At 76.2% G+C, this 25,285-nt stretch carries 14 protein-coding genes; 4 read left to right on the forward strand and 10 right to left on the reverse strand.

Features of this window, described 5'->3' with window-relative positions:
- Window positions 1-102: 102 nt before the first annotated feature.
- The 3 genes from ACZ7EC_RS30945 to ACZ7EC_RS30955 all read right to left on the reverse strand — a co-directional run bounded on the left by ACZ7EC_RS30945 (window position 103) and on the right by ACZ7EC_RS30955 (window position 1,933).
- Window positions 103-513, reverse strand: a complete 411-nt coding sequence (locus ACZ7EC_RS30945) for a (deoxy)nucleoside triphosphate pyrophosphohydrolase (protein WP_471068004.1) — start codon at window positions 511-513, stop codon at window positions 103-105.
- Between the two features lie 77 nt (window positions 514-590).
- Window positions 591-776, reverse strand: a complete 186-nt coding sequence (locus tag ACZ7EC_RS30950; protein WP_471067926.1) for an SPOR domain-containing protein — start codon at window positions 774-776, stop codon at window positions 591-593.
- 404 nt (window positions 777-1,180) lie between these two features.
- A complete protein-coding gene (locus ACZ7EC_RS30955) occupies window positions 1,181-1,933 on the reverse strand; it encodes a GntR family transcriptional regulator (protein WP_471067929.1) in 753 nt (250 codons plus the stop codon).
- Between the two features lie 259 nt (window positions 1,934-2,192).
- Between ACZ7EC_RS30955 and ACZ7EC_RS30960 the strand changes: the two genes are divergently transcribed.
- The 4 genes from ACZ7EC_RS30960 (at window position 2,193) to ACZ7EC_RS30975 (ending at window position 5,141) form a co-directional block, all read left to right on the forward strand.
- A complete protein-coding gene (locus ACZ7EC_RS30960; RefSeq protein ID WP_471067932.1) occupies window positions 2,193-3,425 on the forward strand; it encodes a serpin family protein in 1,233 nt (410 codons plus the stop codon).
- 140 nt (window positions 3,426-3,565) lie between these two features.
- Entirely contained in the window at window positions 3,566-3,820 is a 255-nt protein-coding gene (locus ACZ7EC_RS30965; protein WP_471067935.1) for a hypothetical protein, read from the forward strand.
- 10 nt (window positions 3,821-3,830) lie between these two features.
- Window positions 3,831-4,316, forward strand: a complete 486-nt coding sequence (locus tag ACZ7EC_RS30970) for a hypothetical protein (RefSeq protein WP_471067938.1) — start codon at window positions 3,831-3,833, stop codon at window positions 4,314-4,316.
- An 87-nt stretch (window positions 4,317-4,403) separates the two neighbouring features.
- Entirely contained in the window at window positions 4,404-5,141 is a 738-nt protein-coding gene (locus tag ACZ7EC_RS30975) for a thioesterase II family protein (RefSeq protein ID WP_471067941.1), read from the forward strand.
- An 85-nt stretch (window positions 5,142-5,226) separates the two neighbouring features.
- On the opposite strand, the gene ACZ7EC_RS30980 is transcribed toward ACZ7EC_RS30975, so the two are convergent.
- The 7 genes from ACZ7EC_RS30980 to ACZ7EC_RS31010 are packed head-to-tail and all read right to left on the reverse strand — an operon-like array spanning window position 5,227 to window position 25,280.
- Window positions 5,227-7,302: a beta-ketoacyl synthase N-terminal-like domain-containing protein gene (locus tag ACZ7EC_RS30980; RefSeq protein ID WP_471067943.1), complete on the reverse strand. Its 2,076-nt coding sequence runs from the start codon at window positions 7,300-7,302 to the stop codon at window positions 5,227-5,229.
- Window positions 7,299-10,550, reverse strand: coding sequence for a non-ribosomal peptide synthetase (locus tag ACZ7EC_RS30985; protein ID WP_471067946.1), 3,252 nt, complete (start codon window positions 10,548-10,550; stop codon window positions 7,299-7,301). Before ACZ7EC_RS30985 ends, ACZ7EC_RS30980 begins: the two co-directional genes overlap by 4 nt.
- Window positions 10,547-14,449, reverse strand: coding sequence for a non-ribosomal peptide synthetase (locus tag ACZ7EC_RS30990; protein WP_471067949.1), 3,903 nt, complete (start codon window positions 14,447-14,449; stop codon window positions 10,547-10,549). Before ACZ7EC_RS30990 ends, ACZ7EC_RS30985 begins: the two co-directional genes overlap by 4 nt.
- Entirely contained in the window at window positions 14,446-19,263 is a 4,818-nt protein-coding gene (locus ACZ7EC_RS30995; RefSeq protein ID WP_471067952.1) for an amino acid adenylation domain-containing protein, read from the reverse strand. Before ACZ7EC_RS30995 ends, ACZ7EC_RS30990 begins: the two co-directional genes overlap by 4 nt.
- Entirely contained in the window at window positions 19,260-20,315 is a 1,056-nt protein-coding gene (locus tag ACZ7EC_RS31000) for a MupA/Atu3671 family FMN-dependent luciferase-like monooxygenase (RefSeq protein WP_471067955.1), read from the reverse strand. Before ACZ7EC_RS31000 ends, ACZ7EC_RS30995 begins: the two co-directional genes overlap by 4 nt.
- The gene (locus ACZ7EC_RS31005; protein WP_471067958.1) at window positions 20,300-23,917 is read right to left on the reverse strand and encodes an amino acid adenylation domain-containing protein; all 3,618 of its coding nucleotides are present in this window, start codon (window positions 23,915-23,917) and stop codon (window positions 20,300-20,302) included. Before ACZ7EC_RS31005 ends, ACZ7EC_RS31000 begins: the two co-directional genes overlap by 16 nt.
- Window positions 23,901-25,280, reverse strand: a complete 1,380-nt coding sequence (locus ACZ7EC_RS31010) for an MFS transporter (protein WP_471067961.1) — start codon at window positions 25,278-25,280, stop codon at window positions 23,901-23,903. Before ACZ7EC_RS31010 ends, ACZ7EC_RS31005 begins: the two co-directional genes overlap by 17 nt.
- Window positions 25,281-25,285: the final 5 nt, after the last annotated feature.

Genomic DNA, 25,285 nt, shown 5'->3' on the forward strand with positions numbered 1-25,285 from the left:
ATACCCGGTAAGCGATGGCCAGTACCGCCCGGACCGCCGAAGTGTGGTCGAACGGCGTACCCGGCCCGACGGCGCCGGAAGGCGCGGGGGCGGGAGTCCGGCTCAGTGCGTCTGCGCCGCCATCCGCGCCTCGACCTCCCGCACCGCCGGTACGTCCTGTTCCAGCCACGGCACGTCCCACAGCCGGGCCGGGGCCAGCCAGCGCAGCTCGTCGTGGTCCTGGAGGGGCCGGGGCGCGGGTGAGCCGGGGCGCAGCCGGGCGGTCCACACCCACAGGACGTACGGCTCGCGCAGGGGCCACTCGCCGGGCACGCGCGCCACCGTCTCGGCGTCCACACCGAGTTCCTCGCGCAGTTCGCGCACCAGGGCGTGCTCGGGCCGCTCCCCCGGCTCGACCTTGCCGCCGGGCAGCTCCCAGCGTCCGGCCAGGTCGGCGGGCGCGCTGCGGCGCGCGGCGAGCAGACGACCGCCGTCGAGCAGGGCGGCACCGACCACCACGGTCCGTTCCGTCATGGGCGTCATGGAGCGGAGCCTACGCGAGGCTCCGCGGAGTGCGGCGGCGCCGGTCAGTCGCGGCCGCCGTCCCCGCCCTACCCGTTCTGCCCGTTCTGCCCGAGCCGCTCGACCATGTAGAGCTGCTCGTGCCCGTGGTCCCGGAAGCTGTCGGCGATCTTCTGCGCCTCGGCACGGGTCGCGTACCGGCCGACGCGGTAGCGATTGCCGTTGTCGTCCTGCCGTATGACGATCCAGGGCAGGGAAGCCGTGCCCTCACTCATGGTCCGCTCCGCCCCCATCGCGCCCTTCACCCTTTCCGGCACCACGGGACCCCCATCCCGTCCCGGACCCTTGCCGGGCCCCGCCTAAGGAAACCGCACTACGCATATGCCCGAGCGTACGCCCAACCTTTACGCAGCGAATACGGATTTTCACAAAGAGGTACGCAAGCCGTCAGACCGGCGGGGGCGCGCGAGCGCGAACGCGCCCTCGGGCAGGGTGGCGGCCACCCCCTCCGGGAAACGGCGCCCACCTGCGCAGACGACCGGGCCAGGGCAGCCGCCGCGGGGCAGGTGAGCCGCCGTCACCGGCGCGAACGCCCGCCGGGCGGGAGGGGGGTGTGCGCTACCTCACTCCGCGGCGCGCGAGGCGGCGTACGACACGCGTACGGCACGCGGTGCGGCCGTCAGCGCACCGGCAGGTGGTACGCGACCCGGTACCGGTCCGCCGGGATCACCACGTCCGCGGTCTCCACCGGGCGCCCGGAGGCGTAGTACGTGCGCTGGACGACCAGGACGACATGGCCGGGGACGCCGCCGAGGAGATGCAGTTCCTCGGCGAGACCGGGGCGCGCGCCGACCTCCTCGGTGACGTTGTCCACGATCACGTCGATGGCCCGCATGCGCTCGACCACGCCCATCCCGCCGAGCGGCCCCTCCTCGGGCAGCATCACCGGGGTGCGGCCGGTGACCGCGAGGGGTTCCCAGGAGGTGGAGAGCATCATCGGCTCACCGGCCTCGCGGAACAGGTACTTGGTGCGCATGACCCGCTCGCCGGCCTCGATCCCGAGCCGCTCGGCGATCGCGGCGCCGGCCTCGGTCTGCCGGCTGCTGGACTCCCAGGTGCCGCGCACCGCGGCGTCGGCCTGCTCCTGCCGGAAGGGGGTGGCGCCGCCGGCCGGGCGGTACCCGGAGCGGGAGACCCGGCGCGGCACGGGCCGCTCGCGCACGTACGTCCCGGAGCCGGAGCGGCCCTCGACCAGCCCCTCGGCCATCAAAACCTTGCGGGCCTCCAGGGCGACGGTGTCCGAGACGCCGTACTCCTCGCGGATGCGGGCCTGGGAGGGGAGCCGGGTGTGGGGCGGCAGTGAACCGTCGACGATCTTCTTGCGGAGATCACCCGCGACGCGCAGGTAGGCCGGCTGCTCACCGAATGTCACTGGCCGCTCCCATCAGGTTGTACAGACAGCAACAGCGTGGCAACCGTCGGTTGAGCCATGCAAGCAAAGGCCAGAGAATCACCCGAAGTGATGAAAGCGGGCGGGCAGCCCGCCACCCAGCACCTTCTGCCCCGCTCGCGCCCCCTTTCACACCTGCCGAGCGCCCCGGACAACTCCGGCCACCCGAACGGCAGTCCGGGAACACCGGTACCGTGCCTCGTACGACTTGTCGCAGGTAAGCGGGACACAGGGGGCGGAATTGAGGCTGGGGAACGGGGTCGACGGCACCGTCGTACGCACGGTGAACGGACTCACCGCGCGGTGGGGCTCCCTCGCGCGGGGCGGCACGGCGTTCTCCGCCGCCGGGGTCTGGCCCCTGCTGGCCCTCCTCGCGGACGGCGCCGCGGGCCCCGCCCGGCAGGAGCTGGCCGGCGCGCTCGGCGTGCCCGCGGAGCAAGCGGGCGCCCTCGCGCGGGAGTTGCTCGCGGCCCTGGGCTCGGTGTCCGGCCTGGACGCGGCGCTCGGCCTGTGGACGCAGGCGGACCTGCCGTTGCGCGAGGAGTGGTCGGCCGCGCTGCCGCCGGGCGCGCACGGCGTGTTCGGGGAGGACCTCGTCACCGCCCAGGAGCGCCTGGACCGCTGGGCGGCGGAGCGCACCGGCGGCCTGGTCGAGCGGATGCCGGTGACGCTGAACCGGCAGACGCGGATGGTGCTGGCGGGCGCGCTCGCCCTGCACACCACCTGGCGCCAGCCCTTCACCGAGCAGCCGCTCACCCCGGCGGCGGGCCCCTGGCAGGGCCGTACCCTGCGCGGGCTGCACCGGCGCAGTGTGCGCCCGGACCGGGTCGGCGTGGCCGGCACCCGGCACGGCTTCGTCACGGCGCTGACGGTCCCCGGCGACAACGGCATCGACGTCCATCTGGTACTCGGCGAGGAGCGCATGACGCCGGGCCAGGTCATCGCCGCGGGTGTGGCCGTGGTGGAGCGCGCCCTCGCGCTCACGCCGGGCGGTGCCCTGCCGTACGGCGAGGTCGGGCCCGGACTGCGGGTGGAGAAGGAGCAGGCCCTCGCTCCGGAGCCGACGTCGCTGGACGTGCGGACGGTGGCGTACGAGGTGCGCGCGGACCACGATCTGCTGGCCCTGCCGGAGCTGTTCGGGCTGCGCTCCGCCACCGACGCGCGCCTCGGCCACTTCCCCGGCGTGAGCGCCCACCCGCTGACCGTCTCGGAGGCCCGGCAGTCGGCCGTGACCCGCTTCGGCGCGCTCGGCTTCCGCGCGGCGGCGGTGACGGCCGTGGCCATGGCTCCCGGCGGCGCGCCGCCGCAGTACCGCTACGAGACCACCGTCGTACGCGTCGCCTTCGACCGCCCCTTCGCCTTCCTCGCCGTCGACCGCGACTCCCGCCTGGTCCTGCTGTCCGGCTGGGTCGCCGACCCCGCCCCGTACCCGGCGCCGGGATACGCGGGCGCCCCCGGCGTGCGCCACCCGTGAGGCGGGACGGCGCCCGGCCGCCGGGTGCCGTCGTCCCCGCGGTGTCTCCCCGAAGCTGCCGCCCCGGCCGCCGGTCGGGCGGCGGCGGTGGTTCTAGCGTCAAGTACGTCAGCCAGTGGGCGACTTGGGAAGGGACACACATGAACAAGGGACTTCGTACGGCGGCCGTGGCCGCGGCGCTGGTCGGCGGGCTCGCGGCGGCGGGCAGCGTGCCCGCGGCGGCGGCCACCCGGCCCGAGCGGATCACCTCGCACGAGCAGTTGTCGGCGAGCATCGCCAAGGCCGTCGCGGCCGAGAAGGAGCACGGCGTCGTCAGCGACGGGGTCGTCGGCGGCATGGTGATGCTCGGCACCAAGTCCGTCGCCGGCGCCGACATCGTGCGCCCGGACTGCTAGGCCGGCGGGGGTGAGCACCGTGGACGGTTCCGGGGCGCAGCGGCCCCTCGACTGGTGTCCCTCCGGCGACGCGAGCCGCCCGGAGAGCGTGGTCCTCGGCGTCCGCTCCGGAGACGGCGGCGAGGTCGTGTACCTCGCCGATCCGGTCCCGGCGGCGGAGGTCCTGGGCAGCATCCCGGAGGGCATCGCGCCCAACCGGGTGCTGCGGTTCGCCTCGCACTGCACATCGGAGTGCGCGAACCGGGTGGGCACGGCGTGCGGGCTCATCGAGCGCATGCGGGCCGTACCGGCGAAGGCCGAGGCCGAACCGCGGGCCGTACCACGGTGTCACCTGCGTCCGCACTGCAAGTGGTGGAACCAGGTCGGCGTCGAGGGCTGCCACCGCTGCCCCGCCGTCGTCACCCTCAACCCGCACGACGACCAGCTGAACGTGCTCGTCGCCGATCCCGAGACGACCCTGGAGCAGTTGGAGAGCTGGATGGCCGCGGCGGAATGAGCCGCGGACAGGACGAGACAGGGCCCCGAGCCGGGACGACCGGCGCGGGGCCCGGCCCGTTGCTGCCGAGAACAGAGAGGGACTTCGATGGACGACTGGATACGGCGTTTCCACCCCGCCCCCGATGCCGCCGCCCGCCTGCTGTGCTTCCCGCACGCGGGTGGTGCGGCCGCCGCCTACCATCCCCTGTCGGCCGCGGTCGCCGGCCCGCTGGAGCCGTTGGTGGTGCAGTATCCGGGCCGCCACGACCGCTTCACGGAGCCGTTCGCCGAGCGGATCGAGGACGTCGTGGCCGCCGTGCTGGAGGCGCTGCCCGCGGATCCGGCGGGGCGGCCGCTCGTGCTGTTCGGGCACAGCATGGGCGCGCTGGTGGCGTTCGAGACGGCCCGTGCGCTGCAGGCGCGGGGCCGGACGCCCGCGGCCCTGTTCGTGTCGGGACGCGGCGGTCCCTCGCTGCCGTTCGTCCCGCGCTGGCAGGGGTCGCCGTCGGACGCGGAACTGCTGGCGGAGCTGCGGCTGCTGGCCGGCACGGACGACGGTCTGCTGGCCGACCCGATGCTGCTGGAGCTGGTGCTGCCCGCCCTGCGCGCCGACTACGCGATGCTGGCCGCCTACTCCTACCGGCCCGGCCCCCGGCTGCGCTGCCCGGTCATCGCGCTGACGGGGGACGCCGATCCGCGGGTGCCGGTGGCGGAGGTGGCGGCCTGGGAGCGGGAGACGCAGGGGCCGTTCAGCACGCATGTGCTGCCCGGCGGGCACTTCTTCCTGGACGACCATCTGGCCTATGTGGCCGGGGTGCTGGGCTCGGCCCGCGTCTCCGCGTGAGGGCATGGGAAAGGGGCCGGTGATCGCCACCGGCCCCTTTCCCATGCCCCGTTACGGCCTTACGGCCTCACTCCCCTGCGACCCCTCACGCGCTCTCGAACTCGCCGAGCAGCGCGTCCAGCGCGTCGTCGGGCTCCCCTGCCGCCACGATCCGCCGGGCCAGCTCGTCCAGCGCCAGTTCCTCCAGGAACAGCGTGAGCGGCACGTCGATGCCGAAGTCGTCGCGCAGGCAGCCCACGAGGTGGACGGCGGCGAGGGAGTCACCGCCCGCGGCGAAGTACGTCATGCCCGGATCGGCGGTGTCGTCGAGCCCGAGGGTCTCCAGGAGGAGGGCGCGGACGGTCTCTTCGCGGGACACCGGTTCCGGTGCGGCCGGCTCCGCGGCCTCCGGCTCGGCGGACGCCGGTTCCCGCGTGGTGCGGGCCGTGCCCAGGCCGAGCGCCCCGTAGTGCTCCCCGCCGAACGGGTACGTCGGCAGCGAGACCCGGCGGCCCCGGCCGGGCCAGGGCAGCTCCTGCTCCCGCAGCCACGCCTCGCCGATGGCGCGCAGCCGGTCCGCGCCGCCCGCGCCGTCCGGGCCGTCCAGGACAGGCGCCGTGCCGCCCGCCGCCAGTGCGTCGAGGCGGTCCGCCGCCTGGTCGCGGTCGGCGGCCAGGACGTAAGCGCGGACGGCGAGCGGGGTGCGGCCGAAGCGCAGGGTGTGGGCGGTGTCGGCGAGGCTGGGGGCGTCCGGGGCGCGCAGCGCGCCGGCGAGCCGGCCGGCCAGGGCCCGCAGGGCGTCCTCGGTGTGGGCCGACAGCAGCAGCACCTCGGGCCCCGGCGCCGCCGTGCCCCGCTCGGCGGGCGGTGCCTCCTCCAGCACGACGTGCACGTTGGTGCCGCCGATGCCGACCGAGCTGACGCCGGCCCGGCGGGGGCCGTAGTCGGGCTCGGGCCAGGGCTCGGCCTCGGTGACGAGGTGGAACGGCGAGCCTTCCAGGCCGAGTTCGGGGTGCGGCCGGCCCGCCCCGGCGGTCGGCGCGATGACGGCGTGCTCCAGCATCAGGACGGTCTTGATGAGCCCGGCCACGCCCGCCGCCGCGTCCAGGTGGCCGATGTTCGCCTTCACCGAGCCCAGGCCGATGGCGCCGGTACCGAGGGCGCCCTTGAACGCGGCGGTCGCGGCGGTCGCCTCGATCCGGTCGCCGAGCGTGGTGGCCGTGCCGTGTGCCTCCAGGTACTGGGCGTCGGCCGGGTCCAGGCCCGCCGTCGTCCACGCCTCCACGATGGCGGCGGTCTGCTGGTCGACGCCGGGGGCGGTGAAGCCGACGCGGCCGGCGCCGTCGTTGGTGACGGCGCTGCCCCGGATGACGGCGCGCACCGGGTCGCCGTCGGCGAGGGCGTCGGCGAGGCGGCGCAGGACGACCACGCCGACGCCGTTTCCGGGCACGGTGCCGCCGGACGCCTCGTCGAAGGGGCGGCAGCGGCCGTCGGGCGAGAAGATCCCGCCCTGGTAGTGGACGTAGCCGCGGGCGCGGACGGTGTCGACGGCGACGCCGCCCGCCAGCGCGGTGTCGCAGTCGCCGAGCAGCAGCGCCTGGCAGGCCAGGTGGACCGCGGTCAGGGAGGTGGAGCAGGCGGTCTGCACGGTGAGGCTCGGCCCGTCCAGACCGAGACGGTAGGAGATCCAGGGCGCGAGGAACTCCCGGTCGGTGAGGATGCGCACCTGGAGCGCGCCGATCCGCGCGGCGAGGGCGGGATCGGTCTGGGCGGCCAGCATGTGCTCGGTGACGCCGCCGCCCACGTAGACACCGGTGCGGGACGGGGCGGCGAGCGGGTCGTGGCCGGCGTCCTCCAGGGCGGCCCAGGCGGTCTGCAGCAGCAGCCGGTGCTGCGGGTCGAGGGCGGCGGCCTCGGTGCGGTGGAAGCCGAACAGGCCGGCCTCGAAGCGGTCGGCGTCGGCGAGGACGCCCTTGGCGGGCACGTAGTCGGGGCCCCGGACCTCGTCCGGGTCGGCGCCGTCGGCGAGGAGCTGCGCCTCGGTGAAGTCGGTGATGGAGGTGGTCCCGGCGAGGAGGTTGCGCCAGTACGCGCCGAGGTCGGGGGCGCCGGGGAAGCGGCCGCTCATGCCGATGACGGCGATGGCGGAGTCGAGGGTCTCGGAGGCTGCGGTGTCGGTCATCGGAGGGTGCCTTTCCGGGTGCGGAGGTCTCGGGCGGCGGTGCGCCGCTGGTGTCGGTCACGGCCGCGGGCGGCGGCGTCGGCGGGGTCGGCGTGCTCCGCCGCGCCGGCCTCGTCGAGGCGGGCGGCGAGGGCGGCGACGGTGGGGTGGCGGAACAGGTCGACCAGGGTGAGCCCGCCGTCCGCGCCGGCGTCGCGCAGGGCGGACAGGACGCGCAGCAGGCGGACCGAATTGCCGCCCAGCTCGAAGAAGTTGTCGTGGACGCCGACCCGGTCCATGGTCAGGACGCGGGCCCAGACGTCCGCGACCAGGCGTTCGGTCGCGGTCCCCGCGGCCGTCGTCCGCGCCGCCGGGCCCCGGCGGGTGACCGCCGGTTCGGGCAGCCGGGCGCGGTCGACCTTGCCGTTGCCGTTCAGCGGCAGTTCCGCGAGGCGGACGAACACCTCGGGGACCATGAAGGCCGGCAGCCGCTCGGCGAGATGGGCGCGCAGGGCGTCGTCGGCGGGCGGGGCGGCCGCGTCGCGGCACACCAGGTAGGCGGCGAGCCGCTGGTCCTCGCCGGTGCCGCGCACGGTGGCCGCCGCGACGCGCACGTCCGGGTGTGCGGCCAGCAGCGACTCGATCTCGCCCAGTTCGATGCGTACCCCGCGCAGCTTGACCTGGAGGTCGCCGCGGCCCAGATAGGTCAGCACGCCGTCCGCGTCGAGGCGGCCGAGGTCGCCGCTGCGGTACATGCGGGCGCCGGGGGCGCCGTACGGGTCGGCGACGAACCGCTCGGCGGTCAGTCCGGGCTGCCCGATGTAACCGCGGGCGAGTCCGGCGCCGGTGATGTAGATCTCGCCGGTGACGCCGACCGGGACGGGGCGCAGCCGCTCGTCCAGGACGTAGGCGCGGCTGCCCGCGACCGAGCGGCCGAGTACGACGGGTTCGCCGGGGGTCAGCTCGGCGGTGTGCGAGTAGACGGAGACCTCGCTGGGGCCGTAGGCGTTGACGATCCGCCGGCCCTCCTCGTGCAGCCGGGTCACGAGTTCGGCGGGGCAGGCCTCGCCGCCGACCGCGATGGTGCGCAGGTCGGGGAGCCGGCCCTCGATGGCGGGCAGCAGCATGGCGGCGGACGGGGGCAGGAACACGTAGGTGATACGGGAGTCGCGCAGCCGGTGCAGCAGGGCCTCGCCGAGCCGTTCGTCCTCGGCGGGGACGTGCAGTTCGGCGCCCGCGACCCAGGGGAAGAAGAGGTCGGACACGGCGACGTCGAAGCCGAACGCCACGAACTGGAGCACCCGGTCGGCGGCCGTCACCGGGAAGGAGTGGCGCACGGCCGCGGTCAGGTTGACCAGGGAGCGGTGTTCGACGGCCACGCCCTTGGGGCGGCCGGTGGAGCCGGAGGTGAACAGGACGTAGGCGAGGTCGCGGGGGCCGGGTGCCGGGCCGTCGGCGACGGGCGGCGGTTCGGCCGGGTCGGCGCGGTCGACGCGCAGGGTGGGCACGCCGAACGCCGCGGCCCGCTCGGCGGTGGCCTCGGCGGTCAGCAGCAGCGCGGTGCCGGAGCAGTCGAGCATGTAGCGCAGCCGGTCGTCCGGGTGGGCCCCGTCGAGCGGCACGTAGGCGCCGCCCGCGCGCAGCACCGCGAGGGCGGCGATGCCCTGGTCGGCCGAGCGGGGCAGGAGCAGTCCGACCCGGCGGCCGGGGCGGACCCCGGCGGCGCGCAGCCGGGCCGCCAACGCGTCGGTCTCGCGGATGAGTCGGCGGTAGGTGAGCCGCCGCGTGCCGTGCACGAGCGCGGTGGCGTCCGGGCGGGCGGCGGCGGCATCGGCGATCAGGTCGGGGACCAGGCGGTCGGCGGGGGCGGCCTCGGCCAGGCGGTCGTTCTGCGCGACGAGCAGGCGCCGTTCCTCCTCCCCGACCGCGGCGAGGCCGGACAGCGGGGCGTCGGGGTCGGCGAGCAGGCCGTCCAGGAGGCCGGTGAAGGTGCCGGCCCAGCGGCGTACCGTCGCCGCCTCGAACAGGTCGCTGCGGTGGATGAACTGGGCGGCCAGCTCCTCCCCCCAGCGTTCCACGTGCAGATGGAAGTCGAACTTGGCGGTGTCCAGGACGAGTTCGAGCCGCCGGGTCTCGGCGCCTGCCAGGTCGAGGGTGAGGGCGGTGTCGTCGTCGTAGGAGAAGACGACCTGCACGACCGGGTCGTGGCCGCTCTCGCGGACCGGAGCGAGGGCGTCCACCACCGCCTCGAACGGGGCGTCCTGGTGCGCGGCGGCGGCGCGCAGGGCGGTGCGGATCCGTGTGGTCAGCTCCCGGAAGGAAGGGTCGCCGCTCGCGTCGACGCGCAGGGCGAGGGTGTTGGCGAGCATGCCGACGGTGTGCTGGAGGTCGGGGTGCTCGCGGCCGGACACCGGGTAGCCGATGACGAGGTCGGTGCGACCGCTCAGCCGGGCGAGGAAGGCGGCGTAGGCGGCGAACAGCGCCATGAAGGGCGTCGCCCCGCAGGCCGCCGCGGCCTCGGCGAGCCGGGTCCGGGTGGCGGCCGGCAGCAGGAAGCGCGCGGCGGCGCCGTCCGTGCCGCGCACCGCGGGCCGCGGCCGGTCGGCGGGCAGCTCCAGGGTGGCCGGGGCACCCCGCAGGGTCTGGACCCAGTGCCGTACGGCGCTCTCGTGCTCCCCCGCCGCCTGGCGTCCGCGCTGCCAGACGGCGTAGTCCGGGAACTGGAGCGGTGGGCCCGGTGGGCTGTGCACTCCGCCGGCCGCTTCGTCCCGGTAGGCGGCGCCCAGTTCGTCCAGCACGATGCCGAGCGACCAGCCGTCGCAGACCAGGTGGTGGGCGACGAGCAGGATCCGGTGGGTGCCGTCGTCGAGGGCGTGCACCGTGCAGCGCAGCAGGGGTCCGGTGGCCGGGTCGAAGGGGCGGGCGGCCTCCTGCCGCAGCAGGGTGTCCGACCGGTCGGCCGGCACCCCGTGCACGACGGTGAGCGCGGCGGTCCCGGCGGCCCGTACCAGCTGGGTCTGGGTGCCGTCCGGGGCGGTGCGGAAGACGGTGCGCAGCGCCTCGTGCCGGGCGACCAGCAGATCGAGGGCGCGGCCGAACGCGGCGAGGTCGAAGGGGCCGGTGACGGCGAAGGCCGCGGGCACGTTGTACTGCGCGGTGCCCGGATGCAGCTGGTCGAGGACGAGCAGCCGGCTCTGCGCGTCGGAGACGGGGAACTCGTACGCCTCGTCGGAGGCCGGCGGGACGAGGGCAGGGGTGTCGTGGGTCATCGTTCGCTCCCCCGGAGGGTGGATTCGAGGACCGCGGCGACGCGTGCCGCCGGGTCGGGCTGGAGTACCTGGCTGTGGGCGCAGGCGAGTTCGTGGACGTCGAGGGCGGCGGCCACGGGCCGCCAGGCCGCGGCCTTCTCCGCGGTGCCGACGTGGGCCCGGTGGGTCGCGGAGAACAGCGTGAGGGTGCCGTCGTAGCGGGACGGGCGCCAGGCGCGGGAGAGGTGGATGTGCTGGTTGCCCGCGTCGGTCATCGCGTGCAGCACCCGGTCGTCGAGGGCGGCGAGCGGACTGTCCCCGTCGCGGACCACCGCGAACGCCTCGGCGCGACCGAAGGGCGCGGGGGGCAGCGGGCGCCCCGGAGCGTGGGCGTTGAGCAGCACCCGCAGCGTCTCCCGCTCGGTGACGTCCGCCGGCAGCCGGGGCGTGCCGGGCGCCTGGGGCATCGTGTCCAGCACGCCCAGCAGCCGCACCTCCTGTCCGGCCGCGCGCAGCCGTACGGCGATCTCCTGGGCGACGAGGCCGCCGAAGGAGCGGCCCAGCAGGGCGTACGGCCCCTCGGGCACCAGGGCGCGGATCCGCTCGGTGTACATCCCGGCCAGCTCGGTGAGGGTGGACGGGAGTGCGTGCCCGGCGAGCGCGGGGCTCTGCAAGGCGTGCACCGGGCGGTCCGGGTGCAGGTGCGGGAGGAGGGCGGCGAAGGACCAGCCGAGGCCGAGGGCGGGGTGGACGCAGAAGAGAGGGGTGCCCGTGCCCGGCCGGAGGGTGAGCAGCGGGGCCAGGTCGGCGCCGGGTGCGGGGACGGGGGCGGTGCGGGCGGCGAGCCGGGCCGGGGTCGGGGCGGCGAACAGGGCGGCGAGCGGCACCCCGGCCCTGGCGGCCAGGCGCAGCGCGGTCAGGGAGTGGCCGCCGGCCGCGAAGAAGTCGGTGTCCGGGTGGACGGCGGGGTCGCCGAGGATGTCCGCGAACAGGGCGCACAGGTGCCGTTCGCGCTCGTCGCGCGGGGCGCGGGTGGCAGGGCCGCCGGCCGCGGCGCCGGCCGGTTCGGGCAGTGCGGCGCGGTCCGTCTTGCCGTGCCGGGTGAGCGGTACGGCATCGATCCGGGCCCATACGGAGGGGATGTGGTGGGAGGGGAGCCGGAGGGCGGCGAACTCACGCACCGAGGCGAGGAGTTCGGGCCATCCCGCGCCGGTGTCCGGCTCCGGCACCAGCCAGGCGGCCAGCCGTTTGCCGCCGGTGGCGTCCGGGCGGGCGGCGACGACCGCCCGCCGTACCCCCGGACAGCCGGCGAGGACGGATTCCACCTCGGCCGGTTCGATGCGCACACCGCGCACCTTGAGCTGGTCGTCGGCGCGGCCCCGGAAGCCGAGGGCGCCGTCGCCGCGCCATGCCGCCAGGTCGCCGGTGCGGTACATGCGGCTGCCCGGCGGCCCGTAGGGGTCGGCGACGAAGCGCCCCGCGGTCTCGGCCGGGCGGCCCAGATAGCCGTGGGCGAGACCGGTCCCGGCCAGGTACAGCTCGCCGGTGCCGCCCTCGGGCACCGGGCGCAGCAGGCCGTCCAGGACGTAGGCGCGGGTGTTGTCCAGCGGGCGGCCGACGGGGATCGCGCCGGGGCCGCCGCCGGTGGTGTGGGCGGTGGCGAAGACGGTCGTCTCGGTGGGGCCGTATCCGTTGACGACGGTGACGCCCGGACAGTGCGCCCGCAGACGGGCCACGGCGGCGGGGTCCAGCACATCGCCGCCCGCCCAGATCTCGCTGAGCCCGGCCGGTGCGTCCGGCGCGATCTCGGCGACCGTGCGCAGGAGTTCGGGGGTGAGGAACAGCGCGGTGATCCCCCGCCCGGCGATCACGCGGCGCAGCACGCCGGGGGTGACGGGGCCGGGCGGCGCGACGACGACCGTGCCGCCGTTCAGGAGCGGCACCCACACCTCGTACGTCGCCGAGTCGAAGGTGTAGGGGGCGTGCGCCAGCACCCGGCGGTGGGCACCGCCCCGGTAGCGGGCGTCGGCGGCGAGCTCGGCGACGGCGCGGTGCGGGACGACGACGCCCTTGGGTTCGCCGGTGGAGCCGGAGGTGTACAGGACGCAGGCGGGGGCGCCGGGATGGGTCCGCGGCAGGGGCGGGACGGCGAGCGGCCCGGCCTCCCGGACGTCCAGCACCCGTGTCTCGTAGGGCGGTTGGTACGGCGCTCCGTCCCTTGCCGCTCCGTCCGGTGGCGCGGTCAGTGTCAGCCGGACGTGTGCCGCCCGCGCCAGCCGGGCCAGCCGGTCGGCGGGCTGGGCCGGGTCCAGCGGGAGCCAGCAGGCGCCCGCCTTGAGGACGGCCAGTTGGGCCACGACCACGGCCGGGGAGCGGGGTATGAGGAGGGCGACGGTGTCGCCGGGGGCCGTGCCCGCCGCGATCAGGCGGGCGGCGAGGGCGTCGGAGGCCGCGTCCAGGGCCGCGTAGGTGAGCGTCCCCTCCTCGGACTCGACGGCCGGGGCGTCGGGGGTGCGGGCGGCCTGCGCGGCGAACCGGCCGGTGACGGTGGCCGGCCGGGCCTCGTGCCGCACGGGGCCGGTGGCCAGGTCGAGCAGCCGGCGCCGCTCGTGCGGCGGCAGGACGTCCAGGCGGTCCACCGGCCGGTGCGGATCGCCGGCCAGTTGCTCCAGGGCGCGGACCATGCGGCCGGCCAGCGCGGACGCCGGCAGGCCCCGACGGCAGCCGAGCGACAGCAACAGCCGTTCCCCGCCGGCGACGGTCAGCGTCACCGGGTAGTGGGTGGCGTCCGCGACCTGGTGCAGGACCACCTCGTCGGGGCCCGGCTCGTCCTCGCGGCGCTGCGGGAAGTTCTCGAAGGCGAGCACGGAGTCGAACAACTCGCCCGCGCCCGCGAGGCGTTGCACGTCGGCCAGCCGGGCGTGCTGGTACTCGACCAGCCGGGACTGCTCCTCCTGGAGGCGGACCAGCAGCTCGGCCGCGCTCTCGCCGGTGCGCAGCCGGACCCGTACCGGGAGCGTGTTGACGAACAGGCCCACCATGCGCTCGACGCCGGGCAGGTCGTGCGGGCGCCCGGAGACGACCGCGCCGAAGACCAGGTCACGGGCGCCGGTGGTCCGGGCGAGGACGAGCGCCCAGGCCGCCTGGACGACGACGTTGAGCGTGACGCCGGTCTCCGCGGCGCGCCGGACGAGGGCGGCGGTCACGTCGGCGGGCAGGTGGACGCGGGCGCGGTCGACGGAGGCGGAGGTGTCGGGGGACGCGTCGGCGGTGTGGTCGGCGGTGGCGGCGGTTTCCGGGGGTGCGAGCGGCGCGGGGGGTTCGAAGCCCGCGAGGGCCTCGGCCCAGGCCGCCTCCGCCTTGTGCCGGTCCTGCCGCGCCAGCCAGGCCAGGTGGTCGCGGTAGGAGGCGGCGGGCGGCAGCGGGCGGCCCGCGACCAGGGCGGCCAGCTCGGCCTCCAGGATCGGCATGGACCAGCCGTCGAGCAGGATGTGGTGGAAGGTCAGCAGCAGTTCGGCGCCACTGTCGTGGCGGGCGAGGGTGGCCCGCAGCAGGGGCGGCCGGGCGGGATCGAAGCGCCGGGCCGCGTCCGCCGCCAGCAGCCGTCGCAGCTGCCCGGCCGTCTCCTCGGGGCCGAGACCGGTGAGGTCGACCCCCCGCCAGGGCAGCCGTACCGCGTGCGGAATGATCTGCACGGGCCTCTCGAGGCGTTCGTGGCGGAAGCAGGCCCGCAGGTTGGGGTGGCGCCGCAGCAGCTCCGTCACCGCCGCGCGGACGCGTTCCGGCTCGATGCCCGCGCCGATCCGGAACCGGGCCTGCACCAGATAGGGATCGGGTCCCGTCGGCTCCCGCAGCGTGTGGAAGAGGAGTCCTTCCTGGGCCGGGGACAGCGGCAGGACGTCCTGTATTCGGGCGTTCACCGTCCCGCCTCCCCGTCCCGGAGGCCGTCGAAGCCGCCGAAGCCGTCGTGGCCACCGAAGCCGTCGTGGCTGTCGAAGCCGTCGAAGCCGTCGGATTCGTCGCCGAGACCGAAGTCGTCCCCGAAGTCCAACTCCTGCTCCATTCGCGTGAGTTGATCGATCCCCAGGTCGACCAGCGGGAAGTCGGACGGCGTGTGGCCGGCGTCCGCGCCGTCGCCGGTGTCCGTCACGAGCGCGGCGAGTTCCGCGGCCCACAGCCGGACCAGCTCGCGCACCTCGTCCTCGGTGAGCACGCCCCGCGCGTAGGAGAAGGTGGCCTCCAGGCGCGGTGCGTCCTCCGCGCCCCTGGCCAGGACGTCGATCTCCAGGGCGTGGCCGACCGGCACCGCGTCCGGTCCGGAATCGAGGAGCCGGCCGCCGGCCGCGTCGTCCCCGGCGAACCGGCCCAGATAGGCGAAGCGGACGTCGGGCACGGGCAGCGCGGCCAGCGCGGGGCCCGCCTCGGGGTGCAGGTGGCGCAGCAGGCCCCAGCCGAGTCCCGCGGACGGCACCGCCCGCAGCTGCTCCTTGACCTGCTTGAGCGCCGCCGCCCCGGTGTCCGTGCCGAGGTCGAGGCGGACGGGGTACTGGGTGATGAACCAGCCGACGGTGCGCGAGACGTCGACGGGTGCCGACAGCGCCTCGCGGCCGTGCCCCTCCAGGTGGAGCAGGAGGGCGCTGCCGATGCCGCGGCGGCGGACGGCGGCGCGGACCAGGGCGGTGAGCAGGACGGCGTCGGCGCCGCAGTGGAAGGCCTCGGGGAGGGTGACCAGGACGGACCGGGTCAGCCCGGCGTCCAGCTCGACGGTGACGGCATCACGGTCCGGCGTGACGAGCGGACCGGTGGCCGCCGACGGCTCCGGTGCGGGCAGCAGCCGGTCCTCGCCGGCGTCGGCCAGCCGGCCGGTCCACCAGTCCAGTTCGGCCATCGCCCGGTCCGCCTCGGCGGGCAGCAGACTCGCCCACCGGGCGAACGAGGCACCCGGCTCCACCTGCGGCTCGGCGCCCGCGAGCGCCTGCGCCAGTTCGTGCCCCAGCACCCGCCAGGAGATCCCGTCGACGGCCAGATGGTGCACGAGGAGCAGCAGCAGGCCGTCCCTGCCGGGACCGGCGTCGAACCAGAGCGCCCGCACCATCTCGCCCCGCTCCGGGTCGAGCACGGCCGTACGTGCCGACTCCCCCGCGAGGTCCGCCGGTTCGGCGCCGGCCGGGACGGCGATCCGCCGCACGGTGACGGCGGCGGGCCCGGTCTCCAGTTCCCAGTCGGTCCACTCCTCGTGCCGTATCAGCCGCATGCGCAGGGCGGCGTGCCGGTCGGCCAGCGCGGTGACGGCCGTACGGACGCGGTCCTCGTCGATGCCGTGCGGGGCGGGAAAGGCCATGGACTGGATGAACCGGCCCGGCGGCGCGTGCCGTTCGCGCCACCAGTGCATGACCGGGGTGAGCGGGAAACGGCCCACCGCCGGGCCGGGTTCCGCGGGCTGTTCGGGCGCCGCCGCGCGGGCCGTCAGGGCCAGCCGGGCCGGGGTGCGGGCGGTGAAGACGTCCCTGGGGGCGAGCAGCAGGCCGGCGGTCGCGGCACGGGCGGCGAGCTGGATGGCCATGATGCTGTCGCCGCCGAGCCGGAAGAAGTCCGCGTCCGCGTCCGCCGGGGGCGGTTCGGTGCCGAGGACCTCGCGGTACAGGGTGCGCAGGGTCTGTTCGGCGGTGGAGGCGGCCCGCGGTGCTGCCGGGGACGCGGCCGTGCCGCGGGGGGCGGGCGCGGGCAGCGCGGCCTTGTCGATCTTTCCGCCGGGGGTCAGCGGGAACGTGTCGAGGACGACCACGTCGGCCGGGACCAGGGCGGCGGGCAGCCGCTCGGCCGCGTGCGCGAGCAGGGTGTCCGGGTCCGGGGTGCGGCCGGGGGCCGGCACGACGTAGCCGATCAGCTGCGGGCGGCCCGCCGGGCCCGTGCGGACGAGGGCCAGCGAGCGGCCGACGGCGGGGTGTTCGCCGAGGGCGGCCGCGATCTCGGCGGGCTCCACCCGCAGGCCGCGCAGTTTCACCTGGTCGTCGGTGCGGCCCAGGTAGTGCAGGGTGCCGTCGTCGTCCTGCCGGGCGAGGTCGCCGGTGCGGTACATGCGGGCGCCGGGCGGGCCGTAGGGGTCGGCGACGAAGCGTTCCGCGGTCCCCGCGGGGCGGTGCAGATAGCCGTGGGCCAGCGGTCCGGCGAGGTACAGCTCGCCACAGGTGCCCGGCGGGACCGGGCGCAGCCGGGAGTCGAGCAGCCGTACGACGGTGCCGGCCAGCGGGCGGCCCAGGGGCGGGCCCGCCGTGCCGGGGCCGGGGACGAGCGGCTCGGACAGGGTGACGGCCACCGTCGCCTCGGTGGGGCCGTACGCGTTGTGCAGGCGGCGGCCCGTGGCCGTCCAGCGCCGCAGCAGCTCCGGCGGGCAGACCTCCGCGCCGACCGCGAGCACCCTCAGGTCCGGGTAGGCACCGGCCGGGACGGTGGCCAGCACGGAGGGGGTCGTCATGACCGCGGTCACTCCCCGCCCGGTCAGCACCCGGCCCAGGTCCTCGCCCACCAGCGGTCCGGCCGGCGGCAGGACGAGGGTCGCGCCGGAGCCGAAGGCCATGCACAGGTCGGCGACCGAGATGTCGAAGACCGGTGGCCCGAGCTGGAGCACCCGGTCGCCGGCGCCCAGCCCGAGCCGGTCCGCGAGCGAGCGCGCGAAGGCGGCCAGGCCCGAGTGCGGGACGACGACGCCCTTGGGGGTGCCGGTGGAGCCCGAGGTGTGGATGACGTAGGCGGGGGCGGCGGGGTCGGGGGCGGGCGCGGTCATCGGCTCGGCGTCGTACGCCTGAGGGCCGAGGACCAGCACCGGTGTGCCGGTGGCCGCGGCCGGTGCGCCGGCCGTGACGACCAGTGCGGGGCGCGTGTCGGCCAGTGTCCGGCGCAGGCGTTCGGCGGGCTGCTCGGGGTCGAGGGGTAGGTAGGCGGCACCGGTGCGCTGGACGGCCAGCGCGGCAACCGGCCAGTCCGTGCCCCGGCCGAGGAGGAGCGCCACGAGGCGTCCGGGGCCGGCCCCGTTGCGGGCCAGGGTGGTGGCCAGCCGGTCGATCCGGTCGGTGAGCTCGCGGTACGACAGGACGCACTCGCCGGTGTCCAGCGCGGGCGCGTCCGGGGTCAGCCGGGCCTGGCGGGCCACCAGCTCGGGCAGCGAGGCGGGCGGTTCCGCGGCGGGTCCCGCGCACTGGGCGAGCAGGCGCTCGCGCAGCCGGGCGGGCACGATGTCGAGGTCGCCGACCTCGCGCGCGGGGTCGGCGGTGACCTGTTCGAGCAGCTCGACGTAGCACTCGGCCCAGCGCGCCACCGCCTCGGGCGAGAAGGTGTCCGTGCGCACCTCGAAGCTGCCGATCATCGCGTCGCCGCTGTCCTTCACCACCCCGACGAGGTCGTGCTCGCCGCCGGTGTGGATGCGTTCCGGCTCGGCGAACTCGCGTACCGCGGAGACGCTCGGCTGCTGGGTGAGGTGCATGAAGACCCACTGGAACAGCGGGGAGCGGCCGAGGCTGCGCTCGGGCGCGGCAGCGGCGACGATCCGGCCGACCGGGAGGTCGGCGTTGGCGACGAGACCGGGGAAGTCGGCCGCGAAGGCGGCGAGCAGACCGCTGAAGGAGCTGTCGGAGCGGACCCGCCAGCGGGTGGGCACGGCGTTCATGACGTAGCCGATGACGCGGTCCAGGCCCTTGGCGGCCCGGTTGGCGACGGGGGTGCCCAGGACCATGTCCTCGGCGCCGGTGACCCGGTGGGCGAGGACGGCGAACGCGGCCATCAGGACGCCGTAGACGGTGGTGCCCGAGCGGCGGGCCAGGGCGCGGACGGCGGCGGCGAGGCGGGCGTCGAGGTCGAAGCCGATGTGCACGATCCCGTCGGGGTCGTCGCGGCCGGAGCCTGCGGTGGTGCCCTGTCCTGCGGTGGTGCCCTGTCCGGGGGCGGTGAGCGGGCCGGGCGGGTCGGCCAGGTAGCGGCGCCAGAAGGCGAGGCGCTCGCCGAACACGCCGGACTCCTCCAACTCGCCTTGCCAGGCGGAGAAGTCGGCGTACTGGACAGCGGGGCGGGTGAGCGTGGGCTCGGTGCCGTCGCGGTAGGCCAGGTATGCCTCGGCGAACTCGTTCTGGAGGACGTCGAAGGACCACCAGTCGGCGATGGCGTGGTGCACGCCGAGCATCAGGGTCGTCCGGCGGTCGTCGACGCGGACGAAGCGGCCCCGGATCAGCCGGCCGCCCGACAGGTCGAAGGGGCGCCGGCGGAAGGCGTCGAAGGCCCGGTGCACCGAGACGCCGGTGCCGCGCAGGTCGTCGTGTTCCAGGACGAAGGGCCCGGTGTCGGGGAAGTCCACGGTGAGTTCGCCGTCGGGGGCGGCGGTGACGCGGGTGCGCAGGATGTCGTGGTGCCGCTGGACCAGGGTGAGCGCGGCCTCCAGATGCGCGGGGTCCACGGGGCCCTCGAAGTGGTAGGCGCAGCACAGGTTGAGGGCGGGGGTGCCGGGATACAGCGACTCGTACGCCCACAGGTCCTGCTGGGCGGGGCTGAGCCGGACCGGCCGGGCCGGGTCGCGCGGCGGGACGACGGCGGGCACGTCGCGCACCCGCCCGCTCTCCACCAGCCTGCGCAGCAGCCCGACGCGCTGTTCGGCGCCGAGCGCGCTGAACCGCTCGGCGAGGGAGGCGGCGGGCCGCGTTCCCGTTGCCGTTCCTGTTGCCGTTCCGGCGCGGACTGGGGCGGTCATGACAGGTTCTCCTTCAGTTCGGCCAGCCGGTGCAGGCTCGTGAGCACGTCGTCGGTACCGAGGCCGAAGTCGACGAAGCAGGCGACCTCGTCCACGCCCAGCTCCGCCAGATCGGCGAGCATCTTGGCGCAGTGGCCGGGCGAGCCCAGCAGGCTGCCCCAGCTCAGGTAGCGCTCGAACGCGAACTCCGCGAGCAGCGCGGTCTTCTCCTCGGTGAGCGCCGCGGTGCCGGCGTCGGCGGTGCGGTTGGCGGAGGTCTGGCGGAGGTAGGAGGCGAGGTATGCCTTCAGCGGGGCGGCGGCCAGGCGCCGTACCTCCGCGTCGTCGGCGCCGACGTAGGTGTGCGCCATGAGTGTCACCCGGCCGTGCGCGTCGGTTCCCCGCTGGTCGGGGGCGGCGGCACAGGCGGTGCGGTAGCGGGCGATGCGGTCGGCGAGGTCGTCCCGGCTCTGCCCGACGGTCGCGCCGAGCACCCCGCAGCGCAGCCGCCCGGCCGCCTCCCAGGTCTCGGGGTTGCCGGAGGTGGTGATCCACAGCGGCAGCGCGTCCTGCACGGGCCGCGGCTGGGGCAGCACGCTCACCGGCTTGCCCGTGCCGTCCGGGAATTCGGCGCTCTGCCCGGCCCACAGCGAGCGCAGCAGGGGCACGGTGTCCAGGGTGCGGGCGCGGCGGTCGGCGTAGTTGCCGGGCGCGAGCGCGAAGTCGGCGGAGTGCCAGCCGGTGGCGACCGACAGGCCCACCCGGCCGTGCGAGAGGTTGTCCACGACCGCCCAGTCCTCGGCGACCTTGAGCGGGTGGTGCAGCGGCAGTACGACGCTGCCCGCGCGGATCCCGATGCGCTCGGTGGCCATGGCGAGGGCCGCGCCGAGCACCGGCGGGCTGGGGAAGACCTGCCCGACCTGCTGGAAGTGGCGTTCGGGCGTCCACAGGGCGTGGAAGCCGAGCCGGTCGGCGGTACGGGCGACGGTGAGGATGTCCTCGTAGGTGCGTTCGTGCCGCACCTGCCCGCCGGCGGTGCTGTCCGCACCGAAGAACATCACGCTGAGGTCCACTGCCGCTCCTCCTGCTTCGCGCCGCCGCGGTGGGGGGCGGTCGTCCGGGCTGTCGGGGATGTCTGGGGGCTCCGGGCGTCCGGGGCGTCCGGGGTGTCCGGGGTGTCCGGGGTGTTCTGGCTGGTCCGGGAGCCGCGCGGGACGCGGGGTGCGCGGGGGATCGGCGCCATGGCGGGGCGCGGGCCGGCCGCGGGGGCCGCCAGTTCCGCCGCGAGGGCGGCGACGGTGGGCGCGGCGAACAACTGCGCCGCGGTCACCGGCCGTTCGGGGGTGCTGAGCCGGGCGGCGGCCCGCACGGCGCGCAGCGAGTTGCCGCCGAGCGCGAAGAAGTCGTCGTCACGGCCGATGACGCGCAGACCGAGGACGTCGCGCCAGACGGCGGCGACGCGCTCCTCGGCCGCGGGCCCGGCGCCGGCGGCGGGCGCGGTGGCGCGGGCCGGTGCCGGGAGGCGGTCGCTCGCGTCCGCCCGGCGGGGCGGTTCGGGCAGGGCGAGCGCGGACAGCCGGGTCGCGGGGGCGGCCGCGGCGGCCTCCAGGGCCGCCGGGAGCGCCTCGGCCAGCCAGTCGACGAAGGACGTCGGCAGCGCCTCGGACCGGTACTCGAAGGTGAGGGTGAGGCCGCCGGGTGTGCCGTCGGGGCCGGTCGTCTCGGACACGTCGACGAGCAGCTCGAACCGGGCCGAACCGGTGCGCACCAGCTCCACGCCGTCCCGCGCGCCGGGCAGGGCGACCTCGGCGCGGGCGTTGTTCTGGAGCGCCAGGACCACCTCGGTGAACGGCTGCCGACCGGGCCTGCGGGCCGGGTTGAGCGCGCCGACGACCTGCTCGAACGGCACGTCCTGGTGGGCGAAGGCGCCGAGGTCGGCGTCCCGGACGCGGGTCAGCAGTTCGGCCGCGGTGGGGTCGCCCGAGGCGTCGGCGCGCAGCACGAGCAGGTTCACGAAGAAGCCGACGACGTCCTCGACCTCGCCGTCCGCGGCGCGGGCCGCCACGGGTGCGGCGATCGCCGTGTCGGGGTGGGCGCCGGCCCGCAGCAGCGCGGTGAGGAGGGCGGCGTGCAGGGCCATGAAGAGGGTGGCGCCGTGGGCCTGCGCGGACCGGGCGAGCCGGGCGTGGGCCGCGGGGCCGAGCCGCCGTACGACGACTGCGGCGGCCGGTCCCGGCACGGCGGGCGCGCCGGGGCGGCGCGGCAGCAGCGGCCCGTCGGCGTCGAGTCCGGCCAGCTGCTCTCTCCAGTAGGCGAGTTGCCGCGCGGCCAGGGAGCCCGCGTCGGCCGGGGAGCCGAGCCGGGCGAGGCGGCGGCGGGCGTGCTCGGCGTACGGCACCGGCAGCGGTGCCAAGCCCGCCGGGCGGCCCTGCGCACGGGCGGCGTAGGCCGCCGAGAGATCGCGGAACAGCGGCCGCAGCGACCAGCCGTCCCCGGCGATGTGGTGCACCAGGACCAGCAGCGCATGCTCGGCGGGCCGCTCGCGGACGGTGAACAGGACCGCTCTGCACGGCAGTTCGGCGCCGAGGTCGAATCGGTGCCGGGCCGCCTGTGCGATGCGGGACGCCAGCTCGTCCGCCGCGACGTGCTCGTGGACGAAGGGCGGTACGGCCTGCGGCCCGCTCGCCACCCGCCGTACCGGGACGCCGTCGTCCTCGCCGAAGAGGGTGCGCAGCACCTCGTGCCGGGCGGCCACGTCGGACAGCGCTCCGGCGAGCGCGTCCGGGTCGACGGGGCCGTGCAGCCGTACCAGCATCGGCAGGTTGTAGGCGGCGGCCGCCCCGGTCCGGTCGAGGAACCACAGGCGCTGCTGGGCGTCGGAGACCGGCAGCGGACCCGAGGCCGCGGCGGGTGCGGGCGGCGGTACGGCGGCGGGGGCGCGGTCGGCCAGCGGGGCGAGCCGGGCCGGGGTGGGCGCCTCGAAGACCGTCCGGATGTCCACCTCGACGCCGAGCGCGGCGCGGATGCGGCCCGTCAGCCGGGCGGCGAGCAGGGAGTTGCCGCCGAGCGCGAAGAAGTCGTCGTCGGGCGCGACGGGAGTCGCGAGGACGCGGGCGAACAGCTCGCACAGGGTGCCCGTGGTGCCGTCCGCCCCGGCGCCGGGGCGTCCGGCCGCCCCGCCGGTCCGCTCGCGGGCGGGACCGGTCGCCGTCAGCGCCGCCCGGTCCAGCTTGCCGCTCGGGGTGAGGGGCAGCGCGTCCAGGAGCACGAAGGCGGCCGGTACCAGGTGGTCGGGCAGGACCGTGCGGGCGTGCCCGCGCAGTTCCTCGGGCGCGGGGGCGGGGGTGCCGCGCGGGACGACGTACGCGGTCAGCTGCCGGTCGCCGTCGGCCGGGTGGGCATGGGCGAGGACGGCGGCCCGCTCGACGCGGGGGTGCTCGGCCAGGACCGCCTCGATCTCGCCGGGCTCCACCCTGAAGCCCCGGATCTTGAGCTGGCTGTCGGCGCGGCCGAGGTGTTCGAGGACGCCGTCGGGGCGGCGGCGGACCAGGTCGCCGGTGCGGTAGAGGCGCTCGCCCGAGGGGGCGGCGACGAACCGTTCGGCGGTGAGGGCGGGGCGTGAGGTGTACGCACGGGCGAGGCCCGCACCGGCCGCGTACAGCTCGCCGGTGCCGCCGTCGGGGACGGGCCGCAGCCGCTCGTCGAGGACGTGCAGGCGCTTGCCGGCGAGCGGGCGGCCGATCGGCAGGGGCCCGCCGGTCGCGAGGTCCTCCGAGGTGACCCGGTGGGTGGTGAGGAAGACCATGCACTCGACGGGTCCGTAGCCGTTGCTCAGCCGCAGGCCGGGGCGGCGGGCGAGGGCGCGGGCGACGTGCGGCGGCGACAGCGCCTCGCCGCCGACGAGGAGTTCGCGCAGCCCGTCGAGGGCGTCCGGGTACTCGTCCACGACCACGTTGAACAGGGACGCCGACAGGTACATCGACGTGACACCGTGCTCGGCGATCAGCCGGGCCATCACCAGGGGCTCGGGGCGGCCGGGCGGATGCAGCACGCAGGTGCCGCCGTTCACGAGCGGGCCCCACAGTTCGAGGGCGAACGCGTCCCAGGACAGCGGCGCGCACTGGAGCCAGACCGAGCCGGGGCCGAAGGACGCGAAGTCCTGGCCGGTGAGGGTGGCCGTGATCGCCTCGTGGGGGGCGGCGGCGCCCTTGGGGCGGCCGGTGGAGCCGGAGGTGAACATCACGCAGGCGAGGTCGCCGGGGCGTACCGGGACCGTGCCGTCCGGCGGCGCGGGCACCGTCCGGGCGTCCTCGGGGTGGACCACGGGGGCCGCGACGCCGGGGAGGCGGCGGCCGGCGGGGGCGACCACGGCGGTGACGGCGGCGTCCGCGGCCATCGCGGCGAGCCGGGCCGGCGGGAACTGCGGGTCGAGGATCACATAGGCGGCACCGGCCTTGAGGACGCCGAGGACGGTCACGACCAGTTCGGCCGAGCGCTCCAGGTGCACGCCGACCGTGTCGCCGTGCCGCACGCCGTGCCGGGCGAGCAGGGCGGCCGACCGGGCGGCGCGCGCGTCGAGTCCGGCGTACGTCAGACGCTCGGCGCCGTCGATCAGCGCGGTGGCACCCGGCGCCGTACGCGCCCGCTCCGCGACCTGTTCATGCACGCACTTCATCGCGCACCCCCTGCCCGTCCGGGACGTCCGGCGCCTCGTCCGCGTCCGGCATCACCAGGTCGATCTCCCGGATGTTGCGGCTGGCCAGCCCCCACAGGGAGACCCCGACACCGGCCAGGCCGGCGAGGAAGAACATGGCGGCCATGCCGCTGCCCGGCCGGTGTCCGAACAGCGGCCCGAGCAGGGTGAACAGGCCCGTGCCGTGCGCGGCCTGCGGTTCGAAGACGTGGTCGGCGAGCGGGCCGGACAGTGCGGTGGCCAGCGGGACGGAGATGTAGCCGAGGAACATCACGGCGCCGAAGACCCGGCCCTGCCACTCCTGCGGGACCTTGGTCTGCACGATGGCGTTCATCTGGGCGTTGACGACCGTCATCAGCAGGGCGCCGATCAGCACGGCCACCGACCAGCCGACGACGCCGCCGGCGAAGGCCATGCCCACCAGCGCGGACAGGCACATCCCGATGACGCCGAGCATCATGCCCCGGCCCCGGTCGCGCGGTCCGCCCCACACGGCCATCAGCACACCGCCGGCGACCCCGCCGACGCCGATCGAGGTGTTGACCGCGGCCAGCGCCGCGCTGTCGGCCCGCAGCAGCACCATGGGCTGGATCAGGGCGAAGCCGAAGACCATCACCAGGTTGACGACACAGAAGTTGACGATCAGGTCCCGCAGGCCGCGGGTGCGCCACAGATAGCGCAGGCCCTCCCCGGCCTCCGCGGTGATCCGGCGGCGGGGGCCGGACGGCGGCGGCGCGGCCCGGTCCCCGGCCAGCCGCACCAGTTGCACACCGGCCAGCGCGAAGGCGTAACTGACCAGGTCCACCAGGAGGGTCGGGCCGATGCCGAAGAGGGTGAGCATGAGGCCGCCCAGGGCCGGGCCGCCGATGCTCGCCGCGCTCTTGGCCCCGCCGAGCAGCCCGTTGGCGCGGCCGAGCTGGTCCTTGCGCACGAGCAGCGGTACGGCCGAGGACAGCGCCGGGAACTGGAAGGCGGAGCAGGCGCCGAGCAGCGCGGTGGCCACGTAGATCTGCCAGGAGTGGAGCAGGCCGAGGTAGTGCAGCAGCGCCAGGCAGCCCACGACCAGGAGTCCGCCGGCATCCGCCAGCCGGAGCGCGGCCCGCTTGCGCATGCGGTCGACGATTGCGCCCGCAATGGGGCTGAGCAGTGCCTGCGGGAGCAGCGCGCACAGGGAGAGCGCGGTGACGGCGCTCGCCCTCTGTCCGGTGGACCAGACGTCGACGACGAAGGCGAACCTGACCGCCGCGCTCCCGACGAGCGAGACGGACTGGGTCGACCAGACCAGCATGAGGGGCCCGAGACCGGTGAAGCGGCCGGGGCCCGAATCGGTTGGTGTTGCTGTCACTGCAC

Source organism: Streptomyces sp. NPDC037203, from assembly GCF_055605065.1.